The 25,075-nt window shown below is 68.9% G+C and carries 19 protein-coding genes; 7 read left to right on the forward strand and 12 right to left on the reverse strand.

Features of this window, described 5'->3' with window-relative positions:
• Nucleotides 1–20 precede the first annotated feature (20 nt).
• From ACLJQZ_RS40770 to ACLJQZ_RS40785, 4 genes are all read left to right on the forward strand, one after another.
• The gene (locus ACLJQZ_RS40770; RefSeq protein WP_410626191.1) at nucleotides 21–1,523 is read left to right on the forward strand and encodes a tyrosine-type recombinase/integrase; all 1,503 of its coding nucleotides are present in this window, start codon (nucleotides 21–23) and stop codon (nucleotides 1,521–1,523) included.
• A 136-nt stretch (nucleotides 1,524–1,659) separates the two neighbouring features.
• Nucleotides 1,660–3,417, forward strand: coding sequence for a hypothetical protein (locus ACLJQZ_RS40775; protein WP_410626193.1), 1,758 nt, complete (start codon nucleotides 1,660–1,662; stop codon nucleotides 3,415–3,417).
• A 227-nt stretch (nucleotides 3,418–3,644) separates the two neighbouring features.
• Nucleotides 3,645–5,474 (forward strand): integrase, encoded by a 1,830-nt coding sequence (locus tag ACLJQZ_RS40780; protein ID WP_410626195.1) that lies wholly within the window; start codon nucleotides 3,645–3,647, stop codon nucleotides 5,472–5,474.
• The gene (locus tag ACLJQZ_RS40785; protein ID WP_410626197.1) at nucleotides 5,471–5,947 is read left to right on the forward strand and encodes a hypothetical protein; all 477 of its coding nucleotides are present in this window, start codon (nucleotides 5,471–5,473) and stop codon (nucleotides 5,945–5,947) included. The genes ACLJQZ_RS40780 and ACLJQZ_RS40785 overlap by 4 nt, the downstream gene beginning before the upstream one ends.
• Here the strand turns inward: ACLJQZ_RS40785 and ACLJQZ_RS40790 are convergent.
• The 5 genes from ACLJQZ_RS40790 to ACLJQZ_RS40810 all read right to left on the reverse strand — a co-directional run bounded on the left by ACLJQZ_RS40790 (nucleotide 5,883) and on the right by ACLJQZ_RS40810 (nucleotide 11,717).
• The gene (locus ACLJQZ_RS40790; protein WP_410626199.1) at nucleotides 5,883–6,350 is read right to left on the reverse strand and encodes a hypothetical protein; all 468 of its coding nucleotides are present in this window, start codon (nucleotides 6,348–6,350) and stop codon (nucleotides 5,883–5,885) included. The two genes, ACLJQZ_RS40785 and ACLJQZ_RS40790, sit on opposite strands and share 65 nt — an antisense overlap.
• Before the next feature lie 370 nt (nucleotides 6,351–6,720).
• Nucleotides 6,721–7,983 carry an MFS transporter gene (locus ACLJQZ_RS40795; RefSeq protein WP_410626201.1) on the reverse strand — a complete coding sequence of 421 codons (1,263 nt, stop codon included), beginning with the start codon at nucleotides 7,981–7,983 and terminating at the stop codon, nucleotides 6,721–6,723.
• Nucleotides 7,984–8,045: 62 nt separating this feature from the next.
• Nucleotides 8,046–8,423: a DUF6262 family protein gene (locus ACLJQZ_RS40800; protein WP_410626202.1), complete on the reverse strand. Its 378-nt coding sequence runs from the start codon at nucleotides 8,421–8,423 to the stop codon at nucleotides 8,046–8,048.
• Entirely contained in the window at nucleotides 8,413–10,686 is a 2,274-nt protein-coding gene (locus ACLJQZ_RS40805) for a tyrosine-type recombinase/integrase (RefSeq protein ID WP_410626204.1), read from the reverse strand. Before ACLJQZ_RS40805 ends, ACLJQZ_RS40800 begins: the two co-directional genes overlap by 11 nt.
• The gene (locus ACLJQZ_RS40810; protein WP_410626205.1) at nucleotides 10,683–11,717 is read right to left on the reverse strand and encodes a tyrosine-type recombinase/integrase; all 1,035 of its coding nucleotides are present in this window, start codon (nucleotides 11,715–11,717) and stop codon (nucleotides 10,683–10,685) included. The genes ACLJQZ_RS40805 and ACLJQZ_RS40810 overlap by 4 nt, the downstream gene beginning before the upstream one ends.
• 264 nt (nucleotides 11,718–11,981) lie before the next feature.
• Between ACLJQZ_RS40810 and ACLJQZ_RS40815 the strand changes: the two genes are divergently transcribed.
• Both ACLJQZ_RS40815 and ACLJQZ_RS40820 read left to right on the forward strand, forming a co-directional pair.
• Complete coding sequence (locus ACLJQZ_RS40815) at nucleotides 11,982–12,404, forward strand: hypothetical protein (protein WP_410626207.1); 423 nt, start codon at nucleotides 11,982–11,984, stop codon at nucleotides 12,402–12,404.
• An 81-nt stretch (nucleotides 12,405–12,485) separates the two neighbouring features.
• On the forward strand, nucleotides 12,486–12,920 hold the full coding sequence (locus ACLJQZ_RS40820; protein WP_410626209.1) for a histone-like nucleoid-structuring protein Lsr2: 435 nt from the start codon (nucleotides 12,486–12,488) through the stop codon (nucleotides 12,918–12,920).
• Nucleotides 12,921–13,040: 120 nt separating this feature from the next.
• Here ACLJQZ_RS40820 and mobF read toward each other — a convergent pair whose 3' ends face one another.
• The 4 genes from mobF to ACLJQZ_RS40840 all read right to left on the reverse strand — a co-directional run bounded on the left by mobF (nucleotide 13,041) and on the right by ACLJQZ_RS40840 (nucleotide 20,506).
• Complete coding sequence (gene mobF, locus ACLJQZ_RS40825; protein WP_410626211.1) at nucleotides 13,041–18,155, reverse strand: MobF family relaxase; 5,115 nt, start codon at nucleotides 18,153–18,155, stop codon at nucleotides 13,041–13,043.
• Nucleotides 18,156–18,519: 364 nt separating this feature from the next.
• Nucleotides 18,520–18,750, reverse strand: coding sequence for a hypothetical protein (locus ACLJQZ_RS40830; RefSeq protein ID WP_410626212.1), 231 nt, complete (start codon nucleotides 18,748–18,750; stop codon nucleotides 18,520–18,522).
• Between the two features lie 71 nt (nucleotides 18,751–18,821).
• Complete coding sequence (locus tag ACLJQZ_RS40835) at nucleotides 18,822–19,124, reverse strand: hypothetical protein (protein ID WP_410626214.1); 303 nt, start codon at nucleotides 19,122–19,124, stop codon at nucleotides 18,822–18,824.
• A 65-nt stretch (nucleotides 19,125–19,189) separates the two neighbouring features.
• The gene (locus ACLJQZ_RS40840) at nucleotides 19,190–20,506 is read right to left on the reverse strand and encodes a hypothetical protein (RefSeq protein ID WP_410626216.1); all 1,317 of its coding nucleotides are present in this window, start codon (nucleotides 20,504–20,506) and stop codon (nucleotides 19,190–19,192) included.
• A gap of 871 nt (nucleotides 20,507–21,377) precedes the next feature.
• Between ACLJQZ_RS40840 and ACLJQZ_RS40845 the strand changes: the two genes are divergently transcribed.
• Entirely contained in the window at nucleotides 21,378–21,998 is a 621-nt protein-coding gene (locus ACLJQZ_RS40845) for a hypothetical protein (protein WP_410626218.1), read from the forward strand.
• 76 nt (nucleotides 21,999–22,074) lie between these two features.
• Here ACLJQZ_RS40845 and ACLJQZ_RS40850 read toward each other — a convergent pair whose 3' ends face one another.
• The 3 genes from ACLJQZ_RS40850 to ACLJQZ_RS40860 form a co-directional block, all read right to left on the reverse strand.
• Nucleotides 22,075–22,539 carry a hypothetical protein gene (locus tag ACLJQZ_RS40850; protein ID WP_410626220.1) on the reverse strand — a complete coding sequence of 155 codons (465 nt, stop codon included), beginning with the start codon at nucleotides 22,537–22,539 and terminating at the stop codon, nucleotides 22,075–22,077.
• Between the two features lie 258 nt (nucleotides 22,540–22,797).
• Nucleotides 22,798–23,304 carry a single-stranded DNA-binding protein gene (locus ACLJQZ_RS40855; RefSeq protein ID WP_410626222.1) on the reverse strand — a complete coding sequence of 169 codons (507 nt, stop codon included), beginning with the start codon at nucleotides 23,302–23,304 and terminating at the stop codon, nucleotides 22,798–22,800.
• 404 nt (nucleotides 23,305–23,708) lie between these two features.
• On the reverse strand, nucleotides 23,709–24,752 hold the full coding sequence (locus tag ACLJQZ_RS40860) for a DUF4192 domain-containing protein (RefSeq protein ID WP_410626223.1): 1,044 nt from the start codon (nucleotides 24,750–24,752) through the stop codon (nucleotides 23,709–23,711).
• Nucleotides 24,753–25,075: the final 323 nt, after the last annotated feature.

Raw genomic sequence — 25,075 nt, forward strand, 5'->3', positions numbered from 1 at the left:
GGCTCGTTAGGCCCTCCGCAATGGCTGTTGATCACGGATATTCGGAGGGCTCGTTGGAGCTGTTCTTCACAAACCGGAGGCGCGTGCTCGTGGTCGGGGACGTGCCAGGTATCGAGCCGGCGGAGCTTTCCTGCCTGTTCGAGCGGCGGCTGGCGCTGGACGGGACACCGGTCCTGCTCGACCGAGGGATGCGTCCGGTCGAGCCGGTGTCATCGTGGTTTCGCCACCTCGCGCTGATGGGCCGCAGCGCGAAGACGATGCGCAAGTACGCCTACGTCGCGTTGAGACTGTCGGAGTTCCTGAGCCAGTCAGGCACGGATCTGCGGTCGGCGACTGAGACCGACCTGCTGGAGTATCGGGCTCTGCGGACGCGGGAGCAGCCGGAGCCGATCGCGAAGACGACGTGGGAGGCCGAGGCGACCGCGATTAACCGCTTGTACGCCTGGCTGGTGGCCGAAGGGCACGTCGCGGCCAGGCCTTGGCGCGGCGACGGCAGCCGGGATTCGCTGCGCAACAGCGTGACACGGGATCTGCGGGTGCGGCACATGACCTTGGAGCAATACCGGTACTTCCGCGACGTCGGCTTGGCCGGACAGCTGCCGGACGGGACGGTGGATCGTTCGTTCCGGGGCAGGTCCCCGCACCGCAGCCGCGCCGGAGTGGAGCTGAGCTTGCTGACCGGAATGCGGCTGGGCGAGTGGTCGACACTGCTGCTGCCCGAGCTGGGCTTGGACGCCGCACGGCCGCGCGAGGGGGTGGAGATTCAGCTCGCCGCCTGCGCGAAATTCGGCCGGCCCCGCACCGTCTATGCGCCCCGCGCAGCGCTGGAGCTGGTGCGGACCTATCTGCTTTTGGAGCGGCGGCACGTCGTGACGGCCGCACAGGCCACGTTGGCGAAACGACGGCCGGAACTGTTCCTCGTGGACGCCGACCAAGACGGCCGCGGCAAGCTGCGCGGCGTTCTGGACGGGCGGCGGGTGACCAGGACGATCCGGCACATGCCGCCGGAACTGCGGGCGATCACGGTGATGGACACCGGCGATGAGCTGGAGCCGTTGGCGGTGTTCGTCGGCTTGGGCGGGACCATGCCGCATCCGTCTACCTGGGACAAAATCCGATGGCGAGCATGGGAACGGATGCGCCTGCACGCAGCAGATCTTGCCGCTCCGATCATGCCGGCACAGCCGTGGCTGTTCCACGATCTGCGCCACACGTTCGCGCTGCAGCTGCTGCGGTTCCTGATGCTGCGGGCCGCCCAGGACGGGGCGCAGTCCGGCATGCCCATGTCCACTTTGGCCGACCACATCGCCTACAACCCGCTGCTGGTCGTGCAACGCCGCCTCGGGCACGCGAGCCCCGCCACCACCTACATCTACCTGCGCTACCTCAAAGACCCGATGCGCGAGGTCGACGAGGCGTTCGCCGACTGGGCAGCTCAGGACGAAGTCACCTACGCCGAGATCGGCCGAGAGCTGCTCGCCCGCGGCGCCGAGGAGGGCAGCGACGATGCCACGCAAAGGTGAGTACCGAAGCGCCCCACGCCCCGAGCGACGCGACCCGGCACCGTCGAGGATCGGCCGGCGCCGCATCGAGGGCACCGAGCCCAACGGACACGTCGGATCGACCACCCTCGACCCGGCCGAGTTCCGCTGCTCGGCGTTGGCTGCCGAGCTGGCCGACGAGTGGGTGGAAGTGGGCGCGACCGATGATCTGGGCGTCGCCACGATGCGCTGCTACCGGCGAGCGATCCGCAGCTTCTGCCACTTCGTCGACGCTCACCTGTCGGCTGCGGCGGACGCCTCACTGGCTCACACGGTCCCTGATCTGCTGCCGGTGATCCTGGACTGGACCAGGCAACTGCCGGCCCACTGGCCGCCCGGCTCCACCGAGCCCGCGCATCAGGCCGGACGGCTGCGGAAACTGGTCCGGCGCCGCGGCGCGCATCCGGACCGCGACGTCACCGCCCACCTGGGCGGGTGGCTGACCGGATCGACCGGGCTGCGGCGCGGCGCGACTCGTGAGGTTGACGAGTTCTCCCGCGCGGACAAGAAGGCCCTGGTCCGAGCGGCTTGGGCGGATATCGGTGCGCTGGAGCGGCGGCTGCAGCGCGGCCGCGACCTGCTCGAGCACGCAGTGGATCCCGAACTCGGCGGCTGGTTGGAACCGGCGAACCTGCTCTGGGCGATCGACCACGGCATGCCGACCCGAGACCTGCTGACCCACTTGCCGAGCCCGGCCGACTGGCCGGCGGAGCTGACTGAACTGCTGCCACCGGGGACGGCCCTGAACTACCGCGGCCGGACGTTGCTGCGGATCCTGACGGGAATGCTCTATCCCCGCAACCGTGATCTGCACGGTTTCCGGATCCTGCTGATCGCCGCGACCGGGCACACCTCGGAGGAAGTCACCGGCCTGGCCGAGGATCAGGTGGAGTTCACTCCGCAAGGGGTCCTGCTCACTTTCACCAAGAACCGGGCCCGCTCGATCCGCCGCCGCTTCTACACCAGCAGCTCCGCCGCGGACACCGAGGACGGCACGGTCACGGTGACGCACCTGGCGACCGGACGATTGGACGCCGCCGACATCCTGCGGCGCCTGCTGGCCGCCACCGCCAAGCTCCGGGCCCGCAGCGGACTCACCTCCGCGCCGCTGTTCCTGCGATCGGCGATCTGGGTCTATGACCTGACGATCAGCCGGTTCAACGGCGACATGAACGGCGCAGACCTGAACATCTGGCTGGAGCAGATGAAGCTGCGGGTGAGCGGGCCGGCCGATATCCGGCGGCTGCGCAAGTCCGGAAAGGTGGAGAAGGCACTGGCCTACCGCGGGCGGGTCAGCGACATCGCCGACGACCACAGCGTCGAGGTGTTCCACGGCAACTACGCACACGGCACCACCGTCAAGGTGATCGCCGGGCACGTCATCACCGGAGCCCAGCAGCGCTGGCTCGACGAAGCGCTCACCGGCCCGACGGTCCTGACCGCCGACGCTGAACAGGCCCTTGAGGACTCTGCCGGGGCCGCCGCTGCAGGCCTGACACCGCGACAGGTCGCGCAGCTGCGTGACGGGGCGATGGACATGGGCGTCTCGGCCTGCCGTGATCCGTTCGACTCCCCGTTCGGCAAGGCCGGGGACCTCTGCCCGGTCGCGCCGCTGCGCTGCCTGGAATGCCGCCACGCCCTGGTCCTGCCGTCCAATCTGCCACAGCTGCTGCTGTTGGCCGACCACCTGGATCGGCTGCGGAACCGGTTGACGCCACAGCATTTCCACGCGCTCTGGGGACAGAGCCACGCCAACCTCGCCGCGGTGCTGGCTGACCGCGCGCCTGCCGAGATCGAGCTCGCCCGCAAGCAGATCGCGACGGGACAGGCCGATCTGCACCTTCCGCTGTCTGCACACGTGGAGTTCGACCGATGACCACTCGACTGCCCCTTCCCGCCGCGCACTCGGCGTTCCGCGACGACGAACCCGTCGTCCAGTCCTATCCGCTGCTGCCCGACGCCCGGCCGCTCCTGTTCGGTCAGCGGGATCAGTGGAACCTCAATGGTGTCGTCGAGCGGCCCGTGAATCAGTACGCCGCCAACTACCGGGTGTCGTTCGCCGGGCTGTCCCCGGCCTGGAACCTCCGGGCTCGCGAGATGGTGATGATCTGGCTCAACCCGCGTCATCCCGCCGTCCTGGCCGCCGGTGTTCATCTCAAGCCACAACCGCGCGAGCCCCGCACCACGGCGCTGCGCGCCGGCACAATGCGCGCGCTGGCCGGCTGGGCCGAGACCGAAGGTCTTCCGGCGGACTTGAGTCGGTGGGACGTCGAGGATTTCCACCGCTACATCGACGCCCAGCGGCAACGGCTGACCCTCAGCAGCGTCAACGAACACGTCGTGGTGATCAAAGCGCTCCACGAGTTCGGTCCCGCGCTGGCCTGCGGGGGACTGCCGGCGGACCCGTGGCCCGGACAGCCCGCGAACCACGTTCTGGGCATCCGCGACACCGGGGAGCTGACCACACCGGTGATCCCGCCGGAGACCTGGTTCCCGCTGGTCCGCTCGGCCTGGACCTACATCGACGTGTTCGGCACGGACATCCTGCGAGCACTGGCTCTCTGGCAAGGCATTCAGGCCACCGCCCGCACATTTGACACCACGGAGCTGACACCGCTGGTCACCGACTGGCTCGCCGACCCGCAGCACCGGGTTCCCGTTCGCCCGGCCACTGCCGGCGATCCCGCGGCAGCGGTGAACTGGTCGGTGCTGACCACGATGATCGGCGCCACCAACAACGTCTTCAACACCGGCAACCCGGCCGGACGGCACCGTCGCCGCCTCGTTGTGGACGCCGTCGACGCCGGCCGCACCCAGCCAGGCCTGCTCAACGACCTCACCGAAGTGACCCGGCCCGACGGCACCCGCGGTCCCTGGCACCACTGCCTGCACCCGCTGCAGCTCTGGCTGGAAGCCGTTGCGCTGCGCAACGCCTGCTACATCTTCGTCGCCGCGCTGTCCATGATGCGCGACAGCGAGATCCGGCAGATCACCCATGACAGCGTCGTCCAGCACTTCGGGGCGCCCGCGGTCGTTTCGACCAAACGCAAACGTGATCCCGGCCTGCCCGCCCGGCATTGGTGGATCATCGAACCGGCAGCCACCGCGATCTTCACCGCGTCACAGCTGTCACTGCACCCGAATCTGGCGTTCGGCCGGGTGCGTGACGGCGGCGACGACGAGGGCTTCGCCAGCCAGCACGCCATCGATTCCTTCATCCGCCGCGTCAACACCTACCGCCGCTACAGCGGCTTGCCCGTCATCCCCGACGGGAGGATCACCCCGCACATGTTCCGGCGCACCATGTCGATGCTCACCCGCGACCATCCCGGCTCCGAGATCGCGTTGGGCATCCAGCTCAAACACGTCACCACCCGCGCCCTGGCCAACCGCTCCACCCAGGGCTACACCAAAGCCGCGCCGGCCTGGGCTCGCCACCTCGACGACGCGCTGGCCACCACGCAATTCCAGCGCCTGCAAGACCTCTACGACGCTCACCGGCGCGGCGAAACCATCGGCTACGGACCGGCCGCTGACCGGATCCGCGACACCTTCGACAGCGTCATCCGCGCCTCCGAACAAGCGCAGCACGGCGACGCGCGAGTCGAATACGACCTGCTCCGCAGGGCCAGCATTTCGATCCGCTTCGGCAAGCTCAACCACTGCACCCTCGACGAAGCCAACCCTGTCGGCGCGAAGTGCCTGGAGAACACCGTCGTCCCGGCCGGGCATCATGGCGCGCTGGTCGACCGCTGCCAGCCCGCGCGCTGTGGCAACAGCCTCTTCGGGCCCGAGCATGTCCCCGCTTGGCGGATCGAAGAACAGAACCTGCTCACTCTCCTCGACACGCCCAAGATCGCACCCTGCCGCAAGACGGCGCTCCGGCGAGAACTCGACGACGTCCGCGCGGTCCTACGGAAAGCAGCTCGATGAACAACACTGACGACGTCTCACCTGGCGTCCACAAAGCCCTCCGCGATGCCACACAACGGCTCCTGGCGGGGCGCTCCAAGCACACCGACGGCCGCCTGACCAAAGCGAACCTCGGACGGGAAGCCGGCGTCAGCCACGCCACTCTCTACCGCGCCAAGGCCGCGCTTACCGAGTGGGATGAGGCCATTGCAGCACTCGGCACAAAGACGATCCGATCCACACCGGTCGGTGACGCAGACACCACACTGCAAATACACCTGGCCCAGAAAACCGATGAGTGCGCCGAACTACGTCGACGTCTCGAAGCCGCCGCCACAGTCATCGCGACCCTGCACCACGAAAACACGGCCCTGCGGCAACAAGTCAGCCGCGGCGACACCGTCGTTCCGATCACCTCACGTGACAGGACTACGGGCCAAGCAGCTTCACCGTTCGACGCTCGTCAGACTGGTCGGGACGGTGATGCCAGGTGACCACGACATGCTCCGCGAGGTCAGCGTCCACCCTCCTGGAGAGAAGGAACCTGTGCTGGTCGCCAGGTTCGAACACGTCGAAGTCCGTGTCTTCTCCCATGACACCAAGGTTGCCAGTTTCGACATGCACGCCATACGCGGCATCTGTTCCCGTGTTGACGAGCACATGCGCACTGCCGCACTCGGGAACGAGCTCGAAACGCACCCGGCGACGCTCAGCCTCGGCAATCTCTTCGGCTCGACGGGCTCGCTCCACTTCGGTCATCTCCGCGGCAGCATCGGCGGAACGCTTAGCCTCCGCCGCCGACCGATCAGCCGCACGCTTCTGGCCGCGGCCATACCACACCGCAGCAACTGCGGCGACGGCTGCCAAGCACGAAATCACGAACGACGCGATGTCCATCGCAGCATCCAAGCATGCCCCTTGGCCGAGCCTGCGGGCCGGCACTCGCCGCAGTATCCGCACTACCAGGCGTCTCGTGAGACACCAGATTCTGGGGAACGGCGGTTTCAGTCAACTGTCGCAGTGTGGAACGTGGGCGTGCGGCCCGAGTCCACGCGAGTACGCGACACGGATCCGCCGCTACCGCGACGAGATCGGCCGCCTGCTCTGGGCCGCGCCACAAGACCACATGTGCGAAACGGAAGTTATCTGGAGCCGCAGCGGCCAGCGAGCCGCTGACCTGCAGCGCCTTGTGGTGGACGACTTCTCTGACGCGGCGGCAGCTGGTCCGACGCCGTTCGCCGTGGCCCTGCCGACCGTTATTGAAGCGTTAGCGGAGATCAACAGTGGTGGCGGGTTTCGCGGCCCAGGCCAGGCCTGCGAGGGCCAGAGCCATGCAGGCGGCGACGAAGGTGAACGCGACCGCGGGCGATGCGACGGTGTAGAGCAGTCCGGCGACGGTACTGGCCACGACGTTGCCGACGGCCTGAACGGTGGCGAGCAGCCCGAAGGCGGATCCTCGCAGGTGCTCGGGCGCGAGCGCGGCAACGGCGGCGTGTTCGGCGGTTTCGGCGCAGCCGATCCCGATGCCGGCCGCGACAAACGCGACGGCGAGCAGCACGATCACCGGTCCGGTGACGGCGAAGAGCACGTAGGAGGCCAGGAAGGTCGCGACGCCCACGGCCACGACGATGACCGGGCCGCGGGTTCCGAGTCGGTCGGAGAGCCGTCCGGCCGGGAACGACACGGCGGTCGCGGCGATGTTGTAGGCGGTGTAGAGGGCCAATGCGATCTGCGTGGCCGCGTCGAGCCCATGGCCGGGGCTGAGCAGGTCGGTGGCGCGCAGGATCAGCAGCGTCGCGGCGAGGTTGCCGACTTCGAACACCGCGAAGGCGGCCATCAGGCGGCCGAGCTGTCCGTGCAGGACCGGACGGAGCCGGATGCGGATCGACCGGCGTTCCCGCGCGGCCGGAAGCCGGACCTGGCGGATGGCGTAGACGATGGCCGCGGCGGCGAGCAGGCCGGGGATGACCGAGAGCAGGATCGCGGTCCGGACACTGAACACGGCGACCAGACCGAGGGCGAGCAGCGGGCCGACGATGGCGCCGAGGTTGTCCATCGTGCGTTCGAAGCCGTAGGCCCGGCCGTAGGCGGTGGCGGGCACGACGTCGGCGAGCAGCGCGTTGTGTGCGGGGACCCTCAGACCGCGGGCGGCCCAGGCGCCGCCGCGCAGCAGCCCGACGGTGACAACGTTGCCCGCGGTGCCGATCAGCGAAGAGAGCACGGCGGTGGCGGTGTAACCGCCGACCGCGAGGCGACGCCGACGGTGCGGGTTGTCGGCCAGCGGTCCGCCGAGGAACCGGCCGGCGCCGGCGAGCCCGTCGGAGATGCCCTCGATGAGCCCGAGCGCGGCGGCCGGTGCGCCGAGGGTGCTGGTGACGAGGCTGGCCATCAACGCGGTCGGGATTTCGTGCCCGACGTCGGCGAGGAAGCTCGCCGAGCCGATGCCGCCGACCCCGCGGGTCATCCACGCCTGCTCAGGGGCCGTGGGCTGCGGGTTCGTGTCGTCCTGATCTTCGGGCTGGTCGGTCACCAGTGGACCTTCGCAAACCGCTGCGCATCACACCAGCCCTCGTCCGCGTCGGCCGGCCGCGGTCACCGCTGGGAGCGCAGCTCGCCCAGGGCGGCGGCCAGCTGCTCGCGCAGCTCCTCGTTGGCTTGGGTCAGCGTTCGGATGCGGTCCTGCGCGGTCTGCAACCGCTGGCGCAGCGACGCCTCGGACGCCCGCTGCCGGACCGGGACAACCGCAGAGGTCCCGGTGTGGGTGGGGCAGAGGCGGTCGATCTCCGCGCGCAGATCGGCCTGCCGGTATAGCCAGGACCGCGAGACCCCGGCTTCCCGCGCGACGTCGTCGATGGTGATCCGGCGTCCGGCGGTGTCCAGCCGCCGCAGTGCGCGCAGCGCCCGCTCCCGGGTCGCGGTGCTGCGTTGCCGGGCCGCGGTGACGAGGTGGTGGGAATTGTCAGCCCGCATCGGCGTCGCCGGTGTGCTCGACCGGGCTTTCGCCGGTTTCCAGCGAGGTGATGATGCGGTCCAGGTTGCCCAGGACCTGCTCGTTCATCTCGACCACGCGAGTCTGCCCGGCGGTCTTCGCGACGTCGATCAGGGTGAGGGTCCGGCGGCGCTGATTGTGGTGCTCGGGCAGGAATTCCGGGGTGGTGATGAACACCGGGCAGGTCAGGCAGGCGTTGGCGTGCGGGCAGGTCTGCTTCAGCGGCAGGCCGCAGTAGCCGTTGGGCAGGGACTGCTTGGCGCGGGCGAGGCGGTCTTTGAGCCAGGTCGCATCCGCCAGCTGACCATCAGGCGAGAGCTGCACGGCCTGGCCAGTGATGGAGACCTTGCGGGCTTGTTCCCAGTGCCGGCGGACGGTCGTGTCGTGCAGCCGCGCGTAGTGCCCGGTCATGGCGTGGGAGGAGTGGTCCAGCAGCTGGCGGACGACCTCCTGCGGAACGTCGAGGTTGATCAGCCTGGTCGCGAAGGTGTGCCGCCACTGGTGCGGTGTGACGTGCGCGGGGCGGCCGTGTTCGTCGCGGACGTCGCAGTCGGCAAGCCACTGTGCGAGGTGGACGCGATAGGTGCTCACCGGGATCGGCCAGCGCCCGTCGGGGTTGGCGTTTGCCCGTGGCAGCAGGACATGCGGTTGCGCCCAGCGCTGCAGCACCCGCTGTTGCTGGGCGGTGATGGCGTCGGCGAGGGCATCGTCGATGGGGACCAGCCCTTCGCGTTTCATCTTGTGGTTCCAGTAGCGCAGGTAGGGCGCCTGTTGCGCGTCGCGGACGATGCAGTCGAACGCCAGCGCCAGGGTGTCGCCGATTCGCAGCCCGGTGCTCATCAGGATGACGGTCAGCAGCCGGGTGGCGGGGTCGTCGAACCGGGCCAGGTTGTCCTCGCGTTCCAGCTGGGCCATGACCGCTTCGGGCAGCGCGCGGGGTGGCGCTTCGGCCAGGCGCGGGTAGTCCTCGGGGTGGATCACGACCTCGGCGGGCAGGGTCGGGTCCCAGCGGTGCTGCCGGATGGCGAGCACGAACCTGCTGATCGAGCCGATCGACAGCCGTCGCGACCGGATCGACTCGCCGCGCTGGGCGATGTGCGCGACGAACCGTTCGATCCCGTCGCGGGTGAGCTCCGCGAGTGCCTGGGGCGCGCTGGTGTCGGCGAGGAAGACCGCGAATCGGGTCAGGTGGGTGACCGATCGCGCGATGTGCACCGGGCTGATGTCGGTGGTCAGCTTCCACCGCGCCCACCGCTTGACCAGCGCCCGCAGCCAGGGCTGGGGAATGCCGCCGAAGCGGACGTGGCGGGTCTTGCTGTGGATCCCGACGCGGTGCAGGTCCCAGGTGTCCCGGTCGTATTCGGTGTCCCAGCCCAGCCCGTGGGCGAGATCGTCGACCTTGCGGCGTGCGGTGCGCAGGAACCCGAGCGGGATGGCGTTGGCGTTGCTGTAGGTGCGTGGGGTGAACGCGGCGAACTTCGCGTCCCAGACGTCCTGTGGCCAGTCCAGCAGCGACCGGGCTCCGCTGTCGACGGCCATGCGCACGACCAGCTGCAGGTCATACGGCTTGGCTTTGGCGCGCCGTTCGTCCACCCGGCACTGCGTGGCGTACTGCAGTTCCAGTTTCAGCTGCGGCGGCAGCTTGCTGAAGTCGATCCGCGCGTCGCCGCGGGTGTCGCAGTAGCGGACGAACGCGTCCATGTCGTCCTGCCCAGTCCGGGCCGTCCAGCGCATCCACCGGCCGTGGTGGGAGGAGCAGAAGCCGCTGCGCCGGCCCGCCCACAACGCGCAACCAGGCACCGCGCAGTCCGGACGGTTGCGCTCGGGAACGGTGGCGGTGGTGATCCAGAGATCGACGTCCGGGCGTCCGTCTCGCTTCCACGCCCAGGAGTGATTGTTGCACAGGCCTTTCGTGTATCGGCCGTAGCGGCAGCCGTCGATGACGCAGGGCTGCAGTGGTCCGCGGCCGAGCATGTTCGGGTCGGTCTGGGTGATGAACGTGCCCAGGTCGGGCCGGCCGAGTTGGTTCCAGCGTTGGACGTGCCCGGTGCACATTCCGTCATAGCGCGACACTCGGACGCAGTCCGGAACCACGCAGGCGGCGTTGCCGAGGATCGCGTCATCGATGTCGGGGATCAGGACGTCCACTCGGAACTCCGGCCGGACCGCGCCGAGCAGCTTCTCCAGCAGTTTCGTTGGTGTGGCGGCAATGCCGGGCTGGCCGGGCATTGCGGGGGTCGTCACAACGTCACCTGTCGTTCTGGCAGCCAACCGGCTGCCTCCAGCTCACGTCGAGCGTCTTGGGGCGTCAAATGTCCGTAGATTTCCAGCGTCGTGGTGATCGATGCGTGACCCAGCAACGCCGACACCGACTCGATCGGTGTCTTGCGGCGCAAAAGATCCGTGGCGTAGGTGTGGCGGAACCAATGTGGGTCGAACTCGATCCCGGTGACGCGACGGATCCGCTCGACGAGGTCGTGGGCGGTGTCGTAGGCCAGGGGGCGGCCGACGGTGCCGCTCCAGAGGTTGACGAAGACGTAGTCGCTGTCGAGGTCGCCGTACTCGATCTCCAGGTAGTCGGCGTAGAGCCGCATGAGGGCCGCGCTGACCGGGATGGTGCGCCGCTTCCCGGACTTGGTGCGCGCCCCGTTGTCGTTTACCCGCGGGACGACGGTCAGCTCGCGGTCGGCGACGGCGAAGTCCTCGTGCCGCAGCCCGAGCGCCTCGCCGATCCGGATGCCGGAGTCGTGCAGGACCGCGAACAGCAACCGGTCCCGCAGCCGCGCACAAGCGTCGAGGATGGCCTGGACTTCGGCGATGGTCAGCACCCGTGGGAGCGGCTTGGGGGCTTTGAGTTTCACGGTTCGGTGGCGTTGTGGTTGGCCGGTGGCGAGGTGAGCCAGGAACGGCTTCCAGCTCGCTCGGGATCCCGAGTACGGGCGCCAGGTGATCAGGAGCTCACCGAGGTCAAGGCCGTGGCGGCTGTGGAACTCGTAGAACGAGCTCAACGCCGAGAGTTTGCGGTTGATGCTGCTGCTCGCACAGTGCGCCTCGACCGACGGCAACACGACCACGGCGCCGGAGCGGGCGGCCGGCGGCAGCCGAAGCCAGCCGATGAACCCGCCGAAGTCCTCCAGGCGGACCTCGCGCCAATCGACATCGTTACTGGCCAGGAACGTGAACCAGTCCTTGAGGTCGTGGGCGTAGCTCTTGATGGTGTTCGGCGACCGCTCTGCCGCACTGAGGTACGCCAGCCACCTCTCAGCCGGTGCCACCGGCAGATGATCCGTTCCGAGCAAAGTCCACGACTCGACCAACGACCCAGGCGCCCGGACCCGCTGAACCCTCACATCACCTCCGCTTCAGTGCCTGATGGACAGCGGAAGATAACCCGTCCACCAGGGACGGTGCACTGGGCCACAGCTGCGTGGAGTACCTCGAAGACACCGCGTCGGGGACTCCAGATAAGCGCGATCCTGAAACGGACGGGACTGGACGTCGCACAGCACCAAAACCTGACAATCAGCAACTATCTGGAGTTGCGGTCCATCGACGCGGACCTGCCGTTCGTCCCCGTCCTGCAAGGACAGTCCATCAAGGACTATCACCGCTGCGCCGACCTCTACGAGCACCGCGGTGTCGACCTTGCCGCAGCCGCGCTGGTGGGGGTGGGCAGCATCTGCCGGCGTCAGCACACCGCCGAAGTCGAGGCGATCCTCCGTTCCTTGGCACGGCGCGGCTTCCGGTTGCACGCGTTCGGTGCCAAAACGCTCGGGCTGGCCCGATACGCCGGCGCCATCGCGAGCAGCGACTCCCTCGCCTGGTCTTTCGCAGCGCGCTGGCAACCGGCGTTGCCTGAATGCCGAGGGCACCGTCGATGCAACAACTGCATGACGTTCGCACTGCGCTGGCGCCGCCGCGTCATCGAAACGGTAGATAGTTTCGAGAATCACGGCAGCTGACGCGCTTGCGTGTGTTGAGTTATAGTGACGACGTCCGGCACATTCTCATTGACAGCCGGTACTAGTGGAGGTTCTGCCGATATGGCGCAAAAGGTTCTCGTGGAGATGGTCGACGACATCGACGGTGGCGCCGCCAACCAGACTGTCCCGTTCAGCCTCGACGGTGTGAACTACGAGATCGACCTGTCCGACGACAACGCGGCCGCGCTGCGCGACGAACTCGCCCGCTACCTCGCAGCAGGGCGACGCATCGGTGGCCGCAAGGTGCGACTGGCGGCCGGAGAGTCCGCGCAGCCGAGGAAGGCCAGCGCTACCGCTGAGGATCGCGAGCGGTCACGCCAGATCCGTGAGTGGGCCAACGCCAACGGCTACGTCGTGTCCGAGCGTGGCCGCTTGTCCGCTGAGGTCATCAAGGCATTCGAGGCAAACGATGGCCAGCCCATCGTCGTCGACGAAACCGCCCCGGCTGCGCCGAAGCGGGCACCGCGCAAGAAGGTCGCGGCCGCGAAGAAGTAATGACGGCCAGCCGACGACGCTGAATAGCATCTAGAAGAGGACCCAGGATAACGACGTCCGGTGAAGACGGTCATGTGCACGATTCATGACCGTCTTCGCCGGACGATGTCTGCCGCCGACTCAATAGCTGAGTCCGCGGTGAGAGCCTTCGCCGTAACCCTGGTCGTGTCCGTCGACCAGTTCTTCTTCCAGTTCGGTGCGCCGCGCAGCCGCGGCGGTGTCCGCCGCGGCCTCGGCTGCCTCTTCCTTCTCGGCGGCGAGTCCGGCGAAGAACCGTGCGGCGTAAGCGTCGGCGGCGTCGCGCAATGACTCTCGGGTCAGCATGCTGTCCGATGCGGCGTCTTCGCGGTCTGGTGTGGTCATCAGGTGCCTCCATTGCTGGGTGATGTCCCGCCAGGCGTCGGCGCGAAGGTCGTTGCCGGCGGGTTGGTTGCCGAGCGGGGAGGCAGCATCGGCGGTGGTGATGCCGTACGTTTCACGATACGCCGCAGCCAGCCCCACGACCTGATCCCAGTGCCGCGCCAGCGCAGCATCGTCGGGACGGGCACCGAAGCGTGCCAGCCAGGCCGGCTGTTCGCGGGTGACCTGCTCACGCAACTGGTCAGTTCTCGCGGTGATCTCCGCGTTCACCGTCGCCAGCCGTTCCAGAGAACCGAGATAGTTCGCCGCGTGCGCCCGATCGGGTTGGGCCTGCCACGGCAAAGCAGAGTGGTGTCCGGCGCCGTCGTCGTGCTGGCGCACCAGCGCACTGACGAGCGCGACACCCGTCCGGCGAGGATCGGTCTCCTGCGCGCCAGTCGTGATCGAGGCGACCTGGTGGGCAGCGTCGGCGAGAGCAGTGTCGGGATCGAGTCCCGCGGTGGCGCCGCCGGCGGCGTGGCGCCATACGATGCCCCACCGCTCGTCGGTGACTGCAGCGTCGGGCAGGTGCGCGGCGACGATCTGCTGCCAGCGGCTGACCTGCTGGTCGGTGGGCGGCGCGATCCGGGCCGGCGCGTCGTGGGTACGGACATGGTCGCTGACCCGCTTGGCGAGCACCGCAGCCGGATCATCGGCCCAGCTGAACCCGTCATCGTCAGCGAGGTCGCGGACGAGACGGTCGGCCTGCCAGCCGCGGTCCTGGGCGCGGGCGAGCGCTGCCAGCGCGGCAGGCTCGGCACCGGCGTTGACCGCGTCCGGGACGTAACGGGCGAGGACGTCGAGGTAGCGGTCCTCATCACCATCGCGCGCCAGCAGCTCATAACGGCGGACCAGCACGTTCAAGGGCTCGAGGACTACACGCTCGTCACCCTGGTCGAACTCCGCGAACACCTCCTCCAGCTCAACGGTTCGGGCAGCCGTGCTTGGCCTCTCGGGTGTGGCCGCGGTTGGTACTAGCGGCTGGCCGAAGGCTTTGCAGCGCTTGCTCAGCGTGTGCCAGGCATGTGCCCTCGCTCCGTGGCTGTCGGGCTTGGAGCCCAGCGGCGCTCTGTCGGTGACACGGAACGTTTCACGGTAGGCGGCGACCAGGCCGACGAGATCGTCCCAGTCCTCGGCTCGGATCGGGTTGTCCGGTCGCGGCCCGAGCCGTGCCGCCCATTCCGGCTGGTCGCGGATGACTACGGCGCGGAGATGCTCGACGCGGTCGCCGATCGCGAGGTTCATCTCGTGTAGGTACTGGGCGTGCCCGGGATGGTGACGAACGTGGGCAAAGTCCGGCCTGGCCTGCCACGGCACGGCGCGTTGATGGGCCTCGCCGCGATCAGCCCGACGCTCCAGCTCAGCTGCCAACGCCGCGTCCGCGTAGCGGTCATCGGGCATCGGATCCGGCAGTACCGGACGTGCAGCGAGGTGGTGGGCGACGACGGTCAGCGCCGCGTCGACGTCGAACCCGACCGCCAAGGCGCCGGCGGCGCGCTGCCAGACCTTGCCCCATTCCGGGTCTTCGACGGCCGCGTGCGGGGCGATCGCGTCGAGGATGCCGCGCCAGCGGGTCACGTCGGCCGGCTGCGGCGGCCCGGTCGGCGAGGGTGGGGCGCGGCCTTCGAGATGCTTGGTGATGCGCGCCTGCAGCGCCGCGCCCGGGTTGTCGGCATCGTCGAGGGACTGCCGGCGGCGCATCACGGCGACTACAAGCGGGTCAGGTTCCCAACCGAGATCGCGGGCATTGCGCAACGTCTGGATCAACGCCGGCTCACTGTCCAGATCGAGCGTGGACGGCGCGCGCCGGGCGAGGATGTCACGGTAGCGGTCTTCGTCGCGGTAGGTGGCGGTGTAGTTGTAACGCAGTACCAGCGTGCCCATCGACACCGCCTCGTCCTGCTTCTCCCGCAACGTCTCGGTAGCCGAGACTTCGGCACCGGAGTGGTTGAGCACGCCGATGAGGACTGACTCCGGAGTTACCGGTTCAGGGGTTTCCTGGTGCTGATCGATGACGTGGTGATGAGTGACCACGTAGACGAAGTTCCGCAGCATCGCGCGGGTGATGCCCGGGTAAAACTGCTCACGAGTCATCGTCGGCGGCACCAAGAGGTGGGCGTTGCCGGTGCTGGTCATGCCCTGCACCCGGTTGATGGTGGCGGCGTAAGCGAGCTCGACATGCGCCTGCACATACCCGGCGGGTAGCGTGATCGCGGCTTTGTGTGCGCGGTGCTGCACGGTGATCTTGCCGCCGCTGTGGATGTCGGTGACGGTCCAGACGTCGCCGTTCTTGACGAAGTCCTTCCCCCCGAACAGGGACAGGAGGCGCTGGTTGTGGCGGGTGACGACCCAGTCTCCGACCCCGGCGTTGGTGGCGTCGTGCAGATCCACCTCGCGGCTGCTGTCGACTGCGCCGCGGCGCAGGCGCAGTTCGCGGGCTTCGATGTTGAGGGCGACGGTGTCTTCGTTGGTCGGGACGATCAGCAGCGACTGGACACCGGCGTCGAGGTCGGCCTGCCAGCGTGAGCGCGCGGCGTTGCGCATCGTCTCCAGCGAGCCGTTGGCGACTCGGCCGCTGTCGAAGTAGTACTCGAGCCCCTTTGGATTCGACGCCCGGATCTGCAGCGAGGCGGCTGCCTGTTCCGTGCGGTCTTCGCCGCGGAACCGTACGACTTCCCGGAACCGGACGGCGCCGACGTCGTGGGCGATCAGCCGGATCGCCCCGCCGGCCTCGACTGCGGCCAGTTGTGCGTCGTCGCCGATCAGGCGCACGTCGGCGCCTTTCTTCAGGGCGTACTTCACGACCTTGTGCAGCGTGTGGGTGCCGGCCATCGCGGCTTCGTCGACGATGACCAGGTCACCGGCCTCCATCGGGAACGCGACGCGAGCGAACCCGAACTTCAGTGCGGTGGTCAGCTGGTGCAGCGTGTGCGGCTTGGCACCGATCGAGGAGCCGAGCTCCTGCGCCGCCCGAGCGGACGGGCCGAAGGCGTAGACCCGGTGCCCGGTGCGCCGCCACGCGGTCGCCAGGACCTTCATCGCCGAGGTCTTCCCGGCCCCGGCCGGTGCGAGCGCGAGCTGCAGCCGCCGCCCGGAGCGCGCGAACTGGCGCACCATCTCCGTCTGCCCGGCGTTGAGGCCTTGGCCGGCGAGGGCCTTCTCGACGGTGTCGACGCGCAGCCGGTGCCCGCCGCCGCGGCGTGCCCAGGCGACCAGGTCACCTTCGGCGGCGAGGGTCGCGGTGGTGGTGTAGCGGGTGGAGTGGTGTTCGACGAACACCGATTCCCCGTCGCGGCGGCGCAGCGATGCGGGTTCGTTGACGGCCACCGGGCCGACGAGGGCGAGGGTGTCGGGCTGGGCGAGGATGGTGTCGACAACGTCGATGATGAGTTGCCCCCGTTTGTCGACCGGCATCCGCAGGTGCGCGGACTGGCGGTGGGCTTCGGCGGCGAGGTTCCACCAGGCGAAGTGCGCGTAGTTGTCCGACACGACCTCCCGCGTGACCTCGGCGAGCTTCGCAATGTCGAACGCGTCCGGTTCGCGTCCTCCGCTGAGGAACACCCGCCGGCTCAACGTGTCCAAAATAGTTGCGGGGACGAGGGTGAGGGCGTGCTCGCGCCAGGCCGCAAGGTGTTCTGGCAGGGTCTTCGGGGGCTGTTTGCCGGGCCGGTTGTCATACTGCGCGGCACGGTCGATCGCGAAGATGTCCTTCGGCAAGGGCTCTTTCCCGTGTTGAGCCTTGAACTCGACGATGCGTTTGGCTCGGGCGGCCTCGAACTGGCGATGACGCTGGGAGAACAGCTTCACCAGCTCGACCGGCACGCCTTCCAGTTGCCAGACCGGACGTTTGAGGTCCACGCCCTCCGCGCCGCGCTGCACCCACGACGCGCCCTGCTCGCGGAACAGATCGCGCAGCCGGTTGTCGAAGAACTCTGACGCGGTGACGGTCGCGGCGAGGATGGTGCGGCCGTCGAGCGCCGTCCACTCGCCGTCGTCGCTGCGCCTGACCTTCGACGAGATGAGGGCGTGGATGTGCAAATGTGGGTCCGCGGCGCGCGAGTCCCAGTGCTCGAACAGCGCCGCCGTGATCCCGTCGACGTCGACCTGAGCTTCGCCCATGTTCCCCCGTCGAGTGAACGCGGCGTTCTGCTCTACATAGGACAAGGCGTCACGAGCGGCTTGGCGGACCATGCCGGCGATCAGTTCCCGCTCCACCGGCTGGGCCATGGCCCACGCGATCGACACCGACTTGTCCGGCGCGAACACCATCTCGAAGCCCGAAACCGCGGACTTCAGTTTGCTTTTCTGCTCCGCCAGCCATGTGCTCAGCTCATTGTCGTCGGCGGGGCCGTGGCCGTCATGGGCCTTGCGGTAGAGCTGCAGCTGCACGCCGCGACGGAGTTCAGCACGTATCGCCGCCGAGATCGGCGCGCCGATCGGGCGGCCGTGTGACCGGTTGTGGTCCTTGTAGGCCTGCGCCACCTGGCTGCGCAGGTGATCCAGCTCGGAGTACTGCGGGAACCGGCGACCCAGCCGGGTTGCCTTCAGGGCCTCTTCGGCGGTGGCGCCGCCGGCGATCATCTCGGCTTCGATGGCGTCGGCGTGCGGGTTACGGCCCTCACCGAAGAGAGCGTTCATCTGGGCAGGGGCGACTGCGCCGGAGAGTCCTAAGTGCTCTGCTCCAGCGCCGAACCATTGGCCTGCCGGGTAACCACGGGAGAGGTAGTAATCACTTAACAGCTCGCCGGGCTCGAGCTCACGGTCGCGATCCGCGCACGCCACCGTGTTCGTGAGGTACTCATGACCACCAGGGCTCAGCTTGCGCAAGCCCATCATGTCCACACCAGACTACGCCGAAAACCAGGCGGAGCCCACCCGGTTTCAGAACGTCTGCAAGACGTGCTGTGGGCCGGGCAGGGGCAGGCAGGGGTGAGGTGGGGGCGGTGGTGTGGCGGGGCGGGTGAGGGGCGGCAGGGAGGTGCGGGGTGGTGTGGTGGCGGGCTGGGGTGAGGTGGTGGGCGGGGTGAGGTAGGCGGTGGGGTGAGGTGGTGGCGACGAAATTTGCCAGCGAGCGCCGGCGCCTGCACTGAGGCGCCCCTGGCGCCGTGTGCCGGCGCCTGCGCGGTCCACCGGCCGGCGGGCACGACAAAACGGCCGCCGGTCGGGTGACCGGCGGCCGCTTTTGTCGGCGCGAGGGCTGCTACAGGCTGGTGAGGTACTGCAGTGCGTGACGGATCTGCTCGACCGGAACGACTTCGGTCATCGGCCCGCCGTTCGGCGTGGTCGCGTACTCGGTGCACTGGCGCAGCAGCGTACGCAGGTACGCGGCGACGGCGCGCGGCTGATCGGTCGGGATCTGCGCTGCGGTGCGGCGCGCGGCGTGCTGGGCGATCCAGTCGGGTGCGCTGGGGGCGTGGTCGGTGTCGGACATGACGGTTCTCCTGAGGCTCGGGTGCCGTCGCGTGCGGTTTGCGACGCGACCGCTTGTTGCTGGGCGGGTAGCTAGAACAGGCGGTCGTCGCAATCGATGTGCTTACAGCCGACGTAACACGGGATGGCGGGCCGCTTGTCGGCCTCGCCGCTGCCGTGGCGGCTTGGCTGGGTGAGGTACTCCAGTTCGCGGCGGATCGCGTCGGCGGGCACGATCTCGGTCACGGTTCCCTGGTTGTCGGTGATCCACGCTGTGTGCTGGGTGAGCAGAGCATGCAGGTAGAGAGCTACGTGAGCGGGCGCGATTGTCGGGATTGTGTCGGCGGCGGCTAGCTCGCGGTCGATGTCGGCGAGAAGGGCATGGAAGGTGCGCACGGTGGCGGCTCCTGTGGGGCGGGGCGGGGGCACCCGGTCCGGGTGCCCCCGCTAGCGGCGGGTGGTCAGGCGACGGCGGCGAGTTCGCGCGACGGCGCGAACGCGAACAGCGGCGGCATGTCCCGGTCCCGGCACATCTCGCACCGGTCATCCGTGCTCTGGGCGCGCTGCTCGATGGCGGCGCGTTCGAGGTTGCACGCGGCGCACAGTCCGCCGGGCGCGACCGGGCGCAGGGCAAGACGGTCGTAGTCGTCTTCGCTGACCAGGTGGCCGGTCAGGTCGGTGATCAGTTCCCGGCTGCTGTCGGTGTCGCGGTGGCGCTGGCGCTCCTGCTCGTAGGCGTCGACGCCGCTTTCGTTCTTGCGCACCACTCCGGCGGACGGGATCGCCTGCTCAATCTGGCGCCACTGCTCGTCGTACTCGGCTTCGACCTCACCGGCGACGTAGCGGCGGGCGGCCTGCTGTTCGATGGGCTCGTGCGCGGTCGTCCGCTTCGCTTTCCGGCCCGTGCTCGCGGCGCGAGTCCTCGCCTTGCCCGCTGACGCGGGCTCCGGCTGCGGGGCGGCGGTAGTTGTGGTCGTCGCCTCGGCGGGTGCGTCGGTGGCGGGGTCCTCCTCGGGCCTGGGGAGCTGTGCGGATTCGGCTTCCCGGCGGCAGGCATCCGAGCAGTACGGGAGGTCCGGAGTGTCGGCGAGGTTGCCATCACATGAGCCGCACCGGTGCGGCTCCCGGACTTCGGCCGTGACACCCTGCGCCCCGGCGTCGATGGCCTGCTGCTGTGCGGCGGCGCGGGCGCGGGCGTGTTCGGCGCGGGCCTTGCTGGCGTGCACGCACGCGGTGACCAGGGTGCGCATGTTCGGGGTGAGCGTCGGCCACAAGTCGTGAGCGGTCCGGATGGCGTCCACGATGGCGGGGTGGTCGACGCTGGGGTTTTTGAGCAGTGTCGCGCACACGATGAACGTCGCCTGGTGCTCGTGGTTGGTCTGGGCGTTGAGCCATCGCATCCCGTCGAGCGCGGCCGTGATGCGCGGGGGCGCCTCGCGCAGCATGGCCGTGACGTCGTTGACGTCGGTGACGGCGACGTTCCGGCGGGTCTGGCTGGTGTAGACGCACCGGTGGAACAGCTCGCGCTCCTGCTCGCCGTAGCTGTCCCACTCGGCGTGCGCGTTGCGCACGGCGGCGAGGACGTCACCGCTGATCGCGGCGTCGGTGTTGAGCAGCGTGGCGCACGCGGTGAGGATCGCGGGCGGGTTCTCCCCGCTGTCGGTGAAGACGTTCCGCAGCTCCGTGAGCGCGGTTCGCACGCGCGGCGGCTGCGCCTGCAACGCCTGCACGGCGCGCGTGATGCTCGGGCGGTGCTTACGGTGAATGGTCGAAACCATGACAGTTAGTCCTTACGAGTTGAATGAGTTCGACTCTCGGGCTTGCAGTCCCGATCGCCTTGCAGTTTCTATATTAGCGTGCGATCTCGCTGTATTCCACTCGAAATGGAGTTTTGGAAAAAAAGAATTGCGTCAATTTCAGGCGATAAGGACTGCGTATCTCCTGTTTGGTCGATATGGGCCGTTTGGGTGCGCTGACGTGGCTGTCGGCAGGCTCTAAAGTCCTCCTAGTGCGGCTGGTCAGTGCGGTGAGGGTGACCCCTGTGCTGAGCGGGTGGTGGGTGGCCCCGAAGCAACCAGGGCAGGCCCCCGGCCTGCCCTTAATGTCTGCCCAAGGGAGTAGGGGCCCCGAATGCAAGGGTGGGGCCTCGAACTATTTTTGGCCACGCTTTTCGGTCAAAAATAGTTTGGGGTGCCCTTGTATTTGGGGGGACGACCGATACAATTTCGGGGCCACCCACCACCCGCGGACGTGACAAGAACACCTGAAGGCTCCGCGACCGCCGTGTTCTAGAGGCGGATGATTGGCTGGCTGAAACTGACCTTCGACCCGTCAGTGAGGTTGTTGCCGACCTGCAGGTACGCTGCAAGGCAGCGCTTCGCGGGCTTACGTGTCCCTGAGTCGGAGCGTCAGCGGGCCGCCGCGAGTCTTGCAGCTCGCTGCTTCGGCGGCGTGGCCCTTCGGGGCTACTGCGGCGGTACCGCGCCCCTTCCTCTCGCTGGTCGGCCGTCGCCATGCATGAACAGGGTGGACGCCCTCGGCCTCTTGCGGACGGGGCGAGCGCTGCGCGGCCGACGTGGCGCGGTGGCGTCGCCGGCGCGGGTAGGCTGGCTGGTGTTACCGCTGCCCTCCCCGTGCGGGAGGTGCGTCATGGGTGAACGTCAAACAACGAGTTCGCGGCGGAAGCGTCGGTCGTCGGCGACGCTGGAGCGGCTGGAGGCGGCGCGGCGCCGTCGCACGGAGCAGCTGGAGCGCGAGCGTGAGAACGAGGCGCGTGTGGACGCGGCACTCGTCCCGTTCGCGGAGGCGGTGACGGCGATCGAGGCGGTGGAGCGCCGGCGCGAGGACCGCGTGGCCGCGCTCGAGTCGCAGCTGGATCGGAAGCTGGCGGAGCTGAACCGGCAGAGGTCGGAGAAGGTCGCGGAGTTCGAGCGCCAGGCCGAGCAGGTGCGTGTGGACGCGGAGATGGAGATCGGCGAGTGGCGTGCGGTGATGGCGACGTCGGTGGCGCAGATCCGCGCGGCGGATGTGGGCGCGGCGGAGACGGCGGCATTGCTGGGGATCTCGGCGAAGGCGGTCACGGCCTTGTCGCGTAGTGCCGCGGCTATGGCCGTGTCGGAGTCCGGCGATCGGCAGGGACAGGCTGATGAGGTCGCCGAGAACATCGACGACGAGTCGAACGCGGCTGACGCTGCGGAGTTCGAGGTCCCGGAGGGCGAGTCGGTGCGCACGCCGGACGTGGATGGCGCGATGGACACACCGGTGGACTGATGGAGAAAGAGTATGGGCATGAGAATGGGGCGGGGGCACCGTGAGGTGCCCCCGCCCCATTCTCACGTCCGTGGGTTCAGCGCGTCGCTGACTGGCGGTCGGCCTGCTGCTCGGCGAGCCGTCGAGCGCGCCGGGCGAGGGTGAGGCGCTTGCGTCGCCGGTAGTAGACGACCATGGCGGCGACGCCGCAGCAGAGCGCGAAGCCGACGGCCCAGCGGTTCCCGGGTCCGTCGCCGTCGGCGCCGGGGAAGTGCGAGACGAATACGTAACCGGGCAGCGTTGCGGCGCCGAGGATGGCGGCGAGGCGGTAGCGCTTGGCGCCGTCGAGCTTGGGTTTGATGCGGCGGCGGGTGAGGTAGGCGACGACACACCCGATGAGCGCGCCGAACAGGAGCGCGCCGGGTAGGGCGAGCAGCCCGGCGGGGTCGGTGAAGGGCGTGACGATCAGTCCGATGTAGCCGACAGGTTGGATGCCGAGGTAGACGCCGGTTCCTCCGGCGAGGACGAGCCCGGGAATCGTGACGCCGTAACGAATGCTCATGCTCCGAGCGTAAGCCGATTCGGCCACCCCAAAAGGTGATTTCCTAGCAGGGGAAAGCTTTCGCCGTTCTCGTGCGGCGCACGCCTTGCACGGCGCGGTCGGTGTGGTGGGACGGCTGGTGTTGCGGGTGGCGGGCATCGTGACCTCCAGGACGTGCTCGGGTGGCATGAGAAAGGCCGGGGCCAGCCGGCAGGCTGGCCCCGGCCTTACGGGGTGGTGCCCGGCCGGCGGGGAAGACCGGCCGGACACCGGGCTTGATCAGAAGGGCGGCTTGTCGCCGCCCCCGGCGCCCGCACCGACCAGATCCCGCTCGGCGGCCGGGCCCCACGGGTCGTCGGCCTGGGTCGCGGGCGTGTGCGTGCTGGTGACCAGGTCCGGGTTCACCCTCGAAGGACTGCTCTTGCCGTTCTTGGTGACTTCGGCGGTGGCGTAGCGCAGCGACGGCCCGATCTCGTCGACGTCCAGCTCCATCACGGTGCGCTTCTCGCCTTCCTTGGTCTGGAACGAGCGCTGCTTGAGCCGGCCCTGGACGACGACGCGGGCGCCGCAGGTCAGGGACTCGGCGACGTTCTCGGCCGCCTGGCGCCAGATGGTGCAGCGCATGAACAGCGCCTCGCCGTCTTCCCACTCGCTGGTGTCGCGGTTGAAGGTGCGCGGGGTGGAGGCGACGGTGAAGTTCGCGACCGCGTTTCCGGCCGGGGTGAACCGCAGCTCGGGGTCGGAGGTGAGGTTGCCGCAGATGGTGATGGTGGTGTCGCCGGCCATGGTGGCCTCCTTGGGCTTGTTGGGGTGTGGAACGCGGCGCAGCCTGAGCACACGGCGGCCCGGGGGTCGCCGTGAGGCGACGTCCCCGGCCCTGGCTCATCCGCCCGGCGTGAACCAGCCGACAGCTCGACCGGCATCGGAGTTCGGCAAGGTGATGGGGCTGGTTCACCCGGGCGGATCGGGCCGGGCTTCGGGGACGCACTGCCCCCGGCCGGGGTGTGCTTACCTTCGGGCGATCCACGACCCAGCGAGCCAGGCGAGGACACCGCCGGTGACACGCCTCTCACCGCCGCGCCGTCACTCACGACCGTCCAGGTTGCGTGCGACGGGGCGTTCGGTCGGCGGGCTCGCAATCTCGCGCACCCAGCCCCGCGAACTGACGCGAACGGCGCGGCGAGACGGCGTTATGCCTGATCGACCGCGGGCTCGGTGAGCAGTGTGCGGCGAGCGTCGGCGCTGGCGTTCTGGAAGACGTGATGGACCTTCGACGGCGGGACGGCGTGGCCGAGCATGTTCGAGAGCAGTCGCATCATGAGATGCTCGGGGTCGGCGTTCTCGAGCGCGATCCGGGCGCCTGTTCCGTCGCCACGTAGGTAGGCGTGCACCGCGATGACGGTGGCGAGCTGGCCGGCGATGGGGTCGCAGCTGTGGCGCCACAGGTGCAGGACCAGGTTCTCGGCGGCTAAGCGCGCGGTGTCGTCAGGGACGGCGAGCAGGGCGTCGCGGAACGGCAGCGTGGCGAAGGTCGCGGCGAGATCGGCGATGGCGGCGTCGTCGGCGGGCAGCTCGCCGTGGGCGGCAGCGCGGATCGCGGCGTCGGCGCGGTCCAGGCGTACGTGTGCGGCGAGGTGCCAGTGCTGGTCGATTACGGCTGCTTCGACGGCGTCGGCGATGCGGGGCTGCAGACGTTCGCGGAGATGTCCGGGTGCGGGGGTGAACCGCGCCGCGAGGTCGTCTTGGGAGGCGGCGATGGTGTGTCCGTCGGCGACGGCGGCCGCCGCGGCCGCGGTGGTCGCGGGGTCAGGCAGGACACCGGTGCGGTCGGCTTCGAGGTAGGAGCGCCAGCGCGCGCCCTCGGTGATGGCCGGCACGTGCACGAGGTCGACGTCGGTGAAACTGTGCTCGGCCAGCAGCTCGACCACGGTGTCGACCTCGGCGCGCAGCGGCAGCGAGTCGTCGCTCGTGGCGTCCTCGTCGATGGTGCGGACGAGGATGCCGGTGACGCAGAGGACGGGCAGGTCGCCGCATTGCCAGTTGAACTGCCGCACCCAGTTTTTCGCGTGACGGGTGAGGTGGGTGAGGTCGATCCGGGTGAGCGGTCCGGTGGTGACCAAGCCGTCGTCGTTGGTGAGCGTGGAGATCAGTACCAGGGAGTTGTCGGGAATGAAGCCGATGAACGCCGGGATACTGGCGACGACGGTGGTGGTGCTGCCGACGGTGAGGGGCATCGATCAGGGTCCTTTCCGGTAAAGCGCGAGCGGAAGTTGCTGGTGGGGAACGGACGGGCTGTGAGCTGGGAGGCCCGGGTGTGCTTGCCTGGCGGCGAACGTCCGCGTCGAACTGCCAGATGTCCGGTGCGGTCGCCGCTGTCGTTGGCGGATGGCCAGACACGGGCCCTACTGCGGCTGCCGCTCCGTCGCGGCTGGCGCGTGGCGTGGGCGTGGATGCGCGGCGGCGGGAGCAGCAGGGAGGCCCAGAGGAGCGTGTGGACGCAGGAGGGACCGGTAGCGCGGTGTTGAGGTGTTCGGCGCGCACTGCGCTACCGGCCCTC

It is taken from the genome of Amycolatopsis sp. cmx-8-4, assembly GCF_046548675.1.
Lineage (GTDB): Bacteria > Actinomycetota > Actinomycetes > Mycobacteriales > Pseudonocardiaceae > Amycolatopsis.

Bases quoted from the DNA above. Each gene is read 5' to 3' on its own strand.
- ACLJQZ_RS40770 (WP_410626191.1), top strand. From the start codon at position 21: ATGGCTGTTGATCACGGATATTCGGAGGGCTCGTTGGAGCTGTTCTTC.
- ACLJQZ_RS40780 (WP_410626195.1), top strand. From the start codon at position 3,645: ATGATCTGGCTCAACCCGCGTCATCCCGCCGTCCTGGCCGCCGGTGTT.
- ACLJQZ_RS40785 (WP_410626197.1), top strand. From the start codon at position 5,471: ATGAACAACACTGACGACGTCTCACCTGGCGTCCACAAAGCCCTCCGC.
- ACLJQZ_RS40790 (WP_410626199.1), bottom strand. From the start codon at position 6,350: ATGGACATCGCGTCGTTCGTGATTTCGTGCTTGGCAGCCGTCGCCGCA.
- ACLJQZ_RS40800 (WP_410626202.1), bottom strand. From the start codon at position 8,423: ATGCGGGCTGACAATTCCCACCACCTCGTCACCGCGGCCCGGCAACGC.
- ACLJQZ_RS40820 (WP_410626209.1), top strand. From the start codon at position 12,486: ATGGCGCAAAAGGTTCTCGTGGAGATGGTCGACGACATCGACGGTGGC.
- mobF (WP_410626211.1), bottom strand. From the start codon at position 18,155: ATGATGGGCTTGCGCAAGCTGAGCCCTGGTGGTCATGAGTACCTCACG.
- ACLJQZ_RS40830 (WP_410626212.1), bottom strand. From the start codon at position 18,750: ATGTCCGACACCGACCACGCCCCCAGCGCACCCGACTGGATCGCCCAG.
- ACLJQZ_RS40840 (WP_410626216.1), bottom strand. From the start codon at position 20,506: ATGGTTTCGACCATTCACCGTAAGCACCGCCCGAGCATCACGCGCGCC.
- ACLJQZ_RS40845 (WP_410626218.1), top strand. From the start codon at position 21,378: ATGGGTGAACGTCAAACAACGAGTTCGCGGCGGAAGCGTCGGTCGTCG.
- ACLJQZ_RS40850 (WP_410626220.1), bottom strand. From the start codon at position 22,539: ATGAGCATTCGTTACGGCGTCACGATTCCCGGGCTCGTCCTCGCCGGA.
- ACLJQZ_RS40855 (WP_410626222.1), bottom strand. From the start codon at position 23,304: ATGGCCGGCGACACCACCATCACCATCTGCGGCAACCTCACCTCCGAC.
- ACLJQZ_RS40860 (WP_410626223.1), bottom strand. From the start codon at position 24,752: ATGCCCCTCACCGTCGGCAGCACCACCACCGTCGTCGCCAGTATCCCG.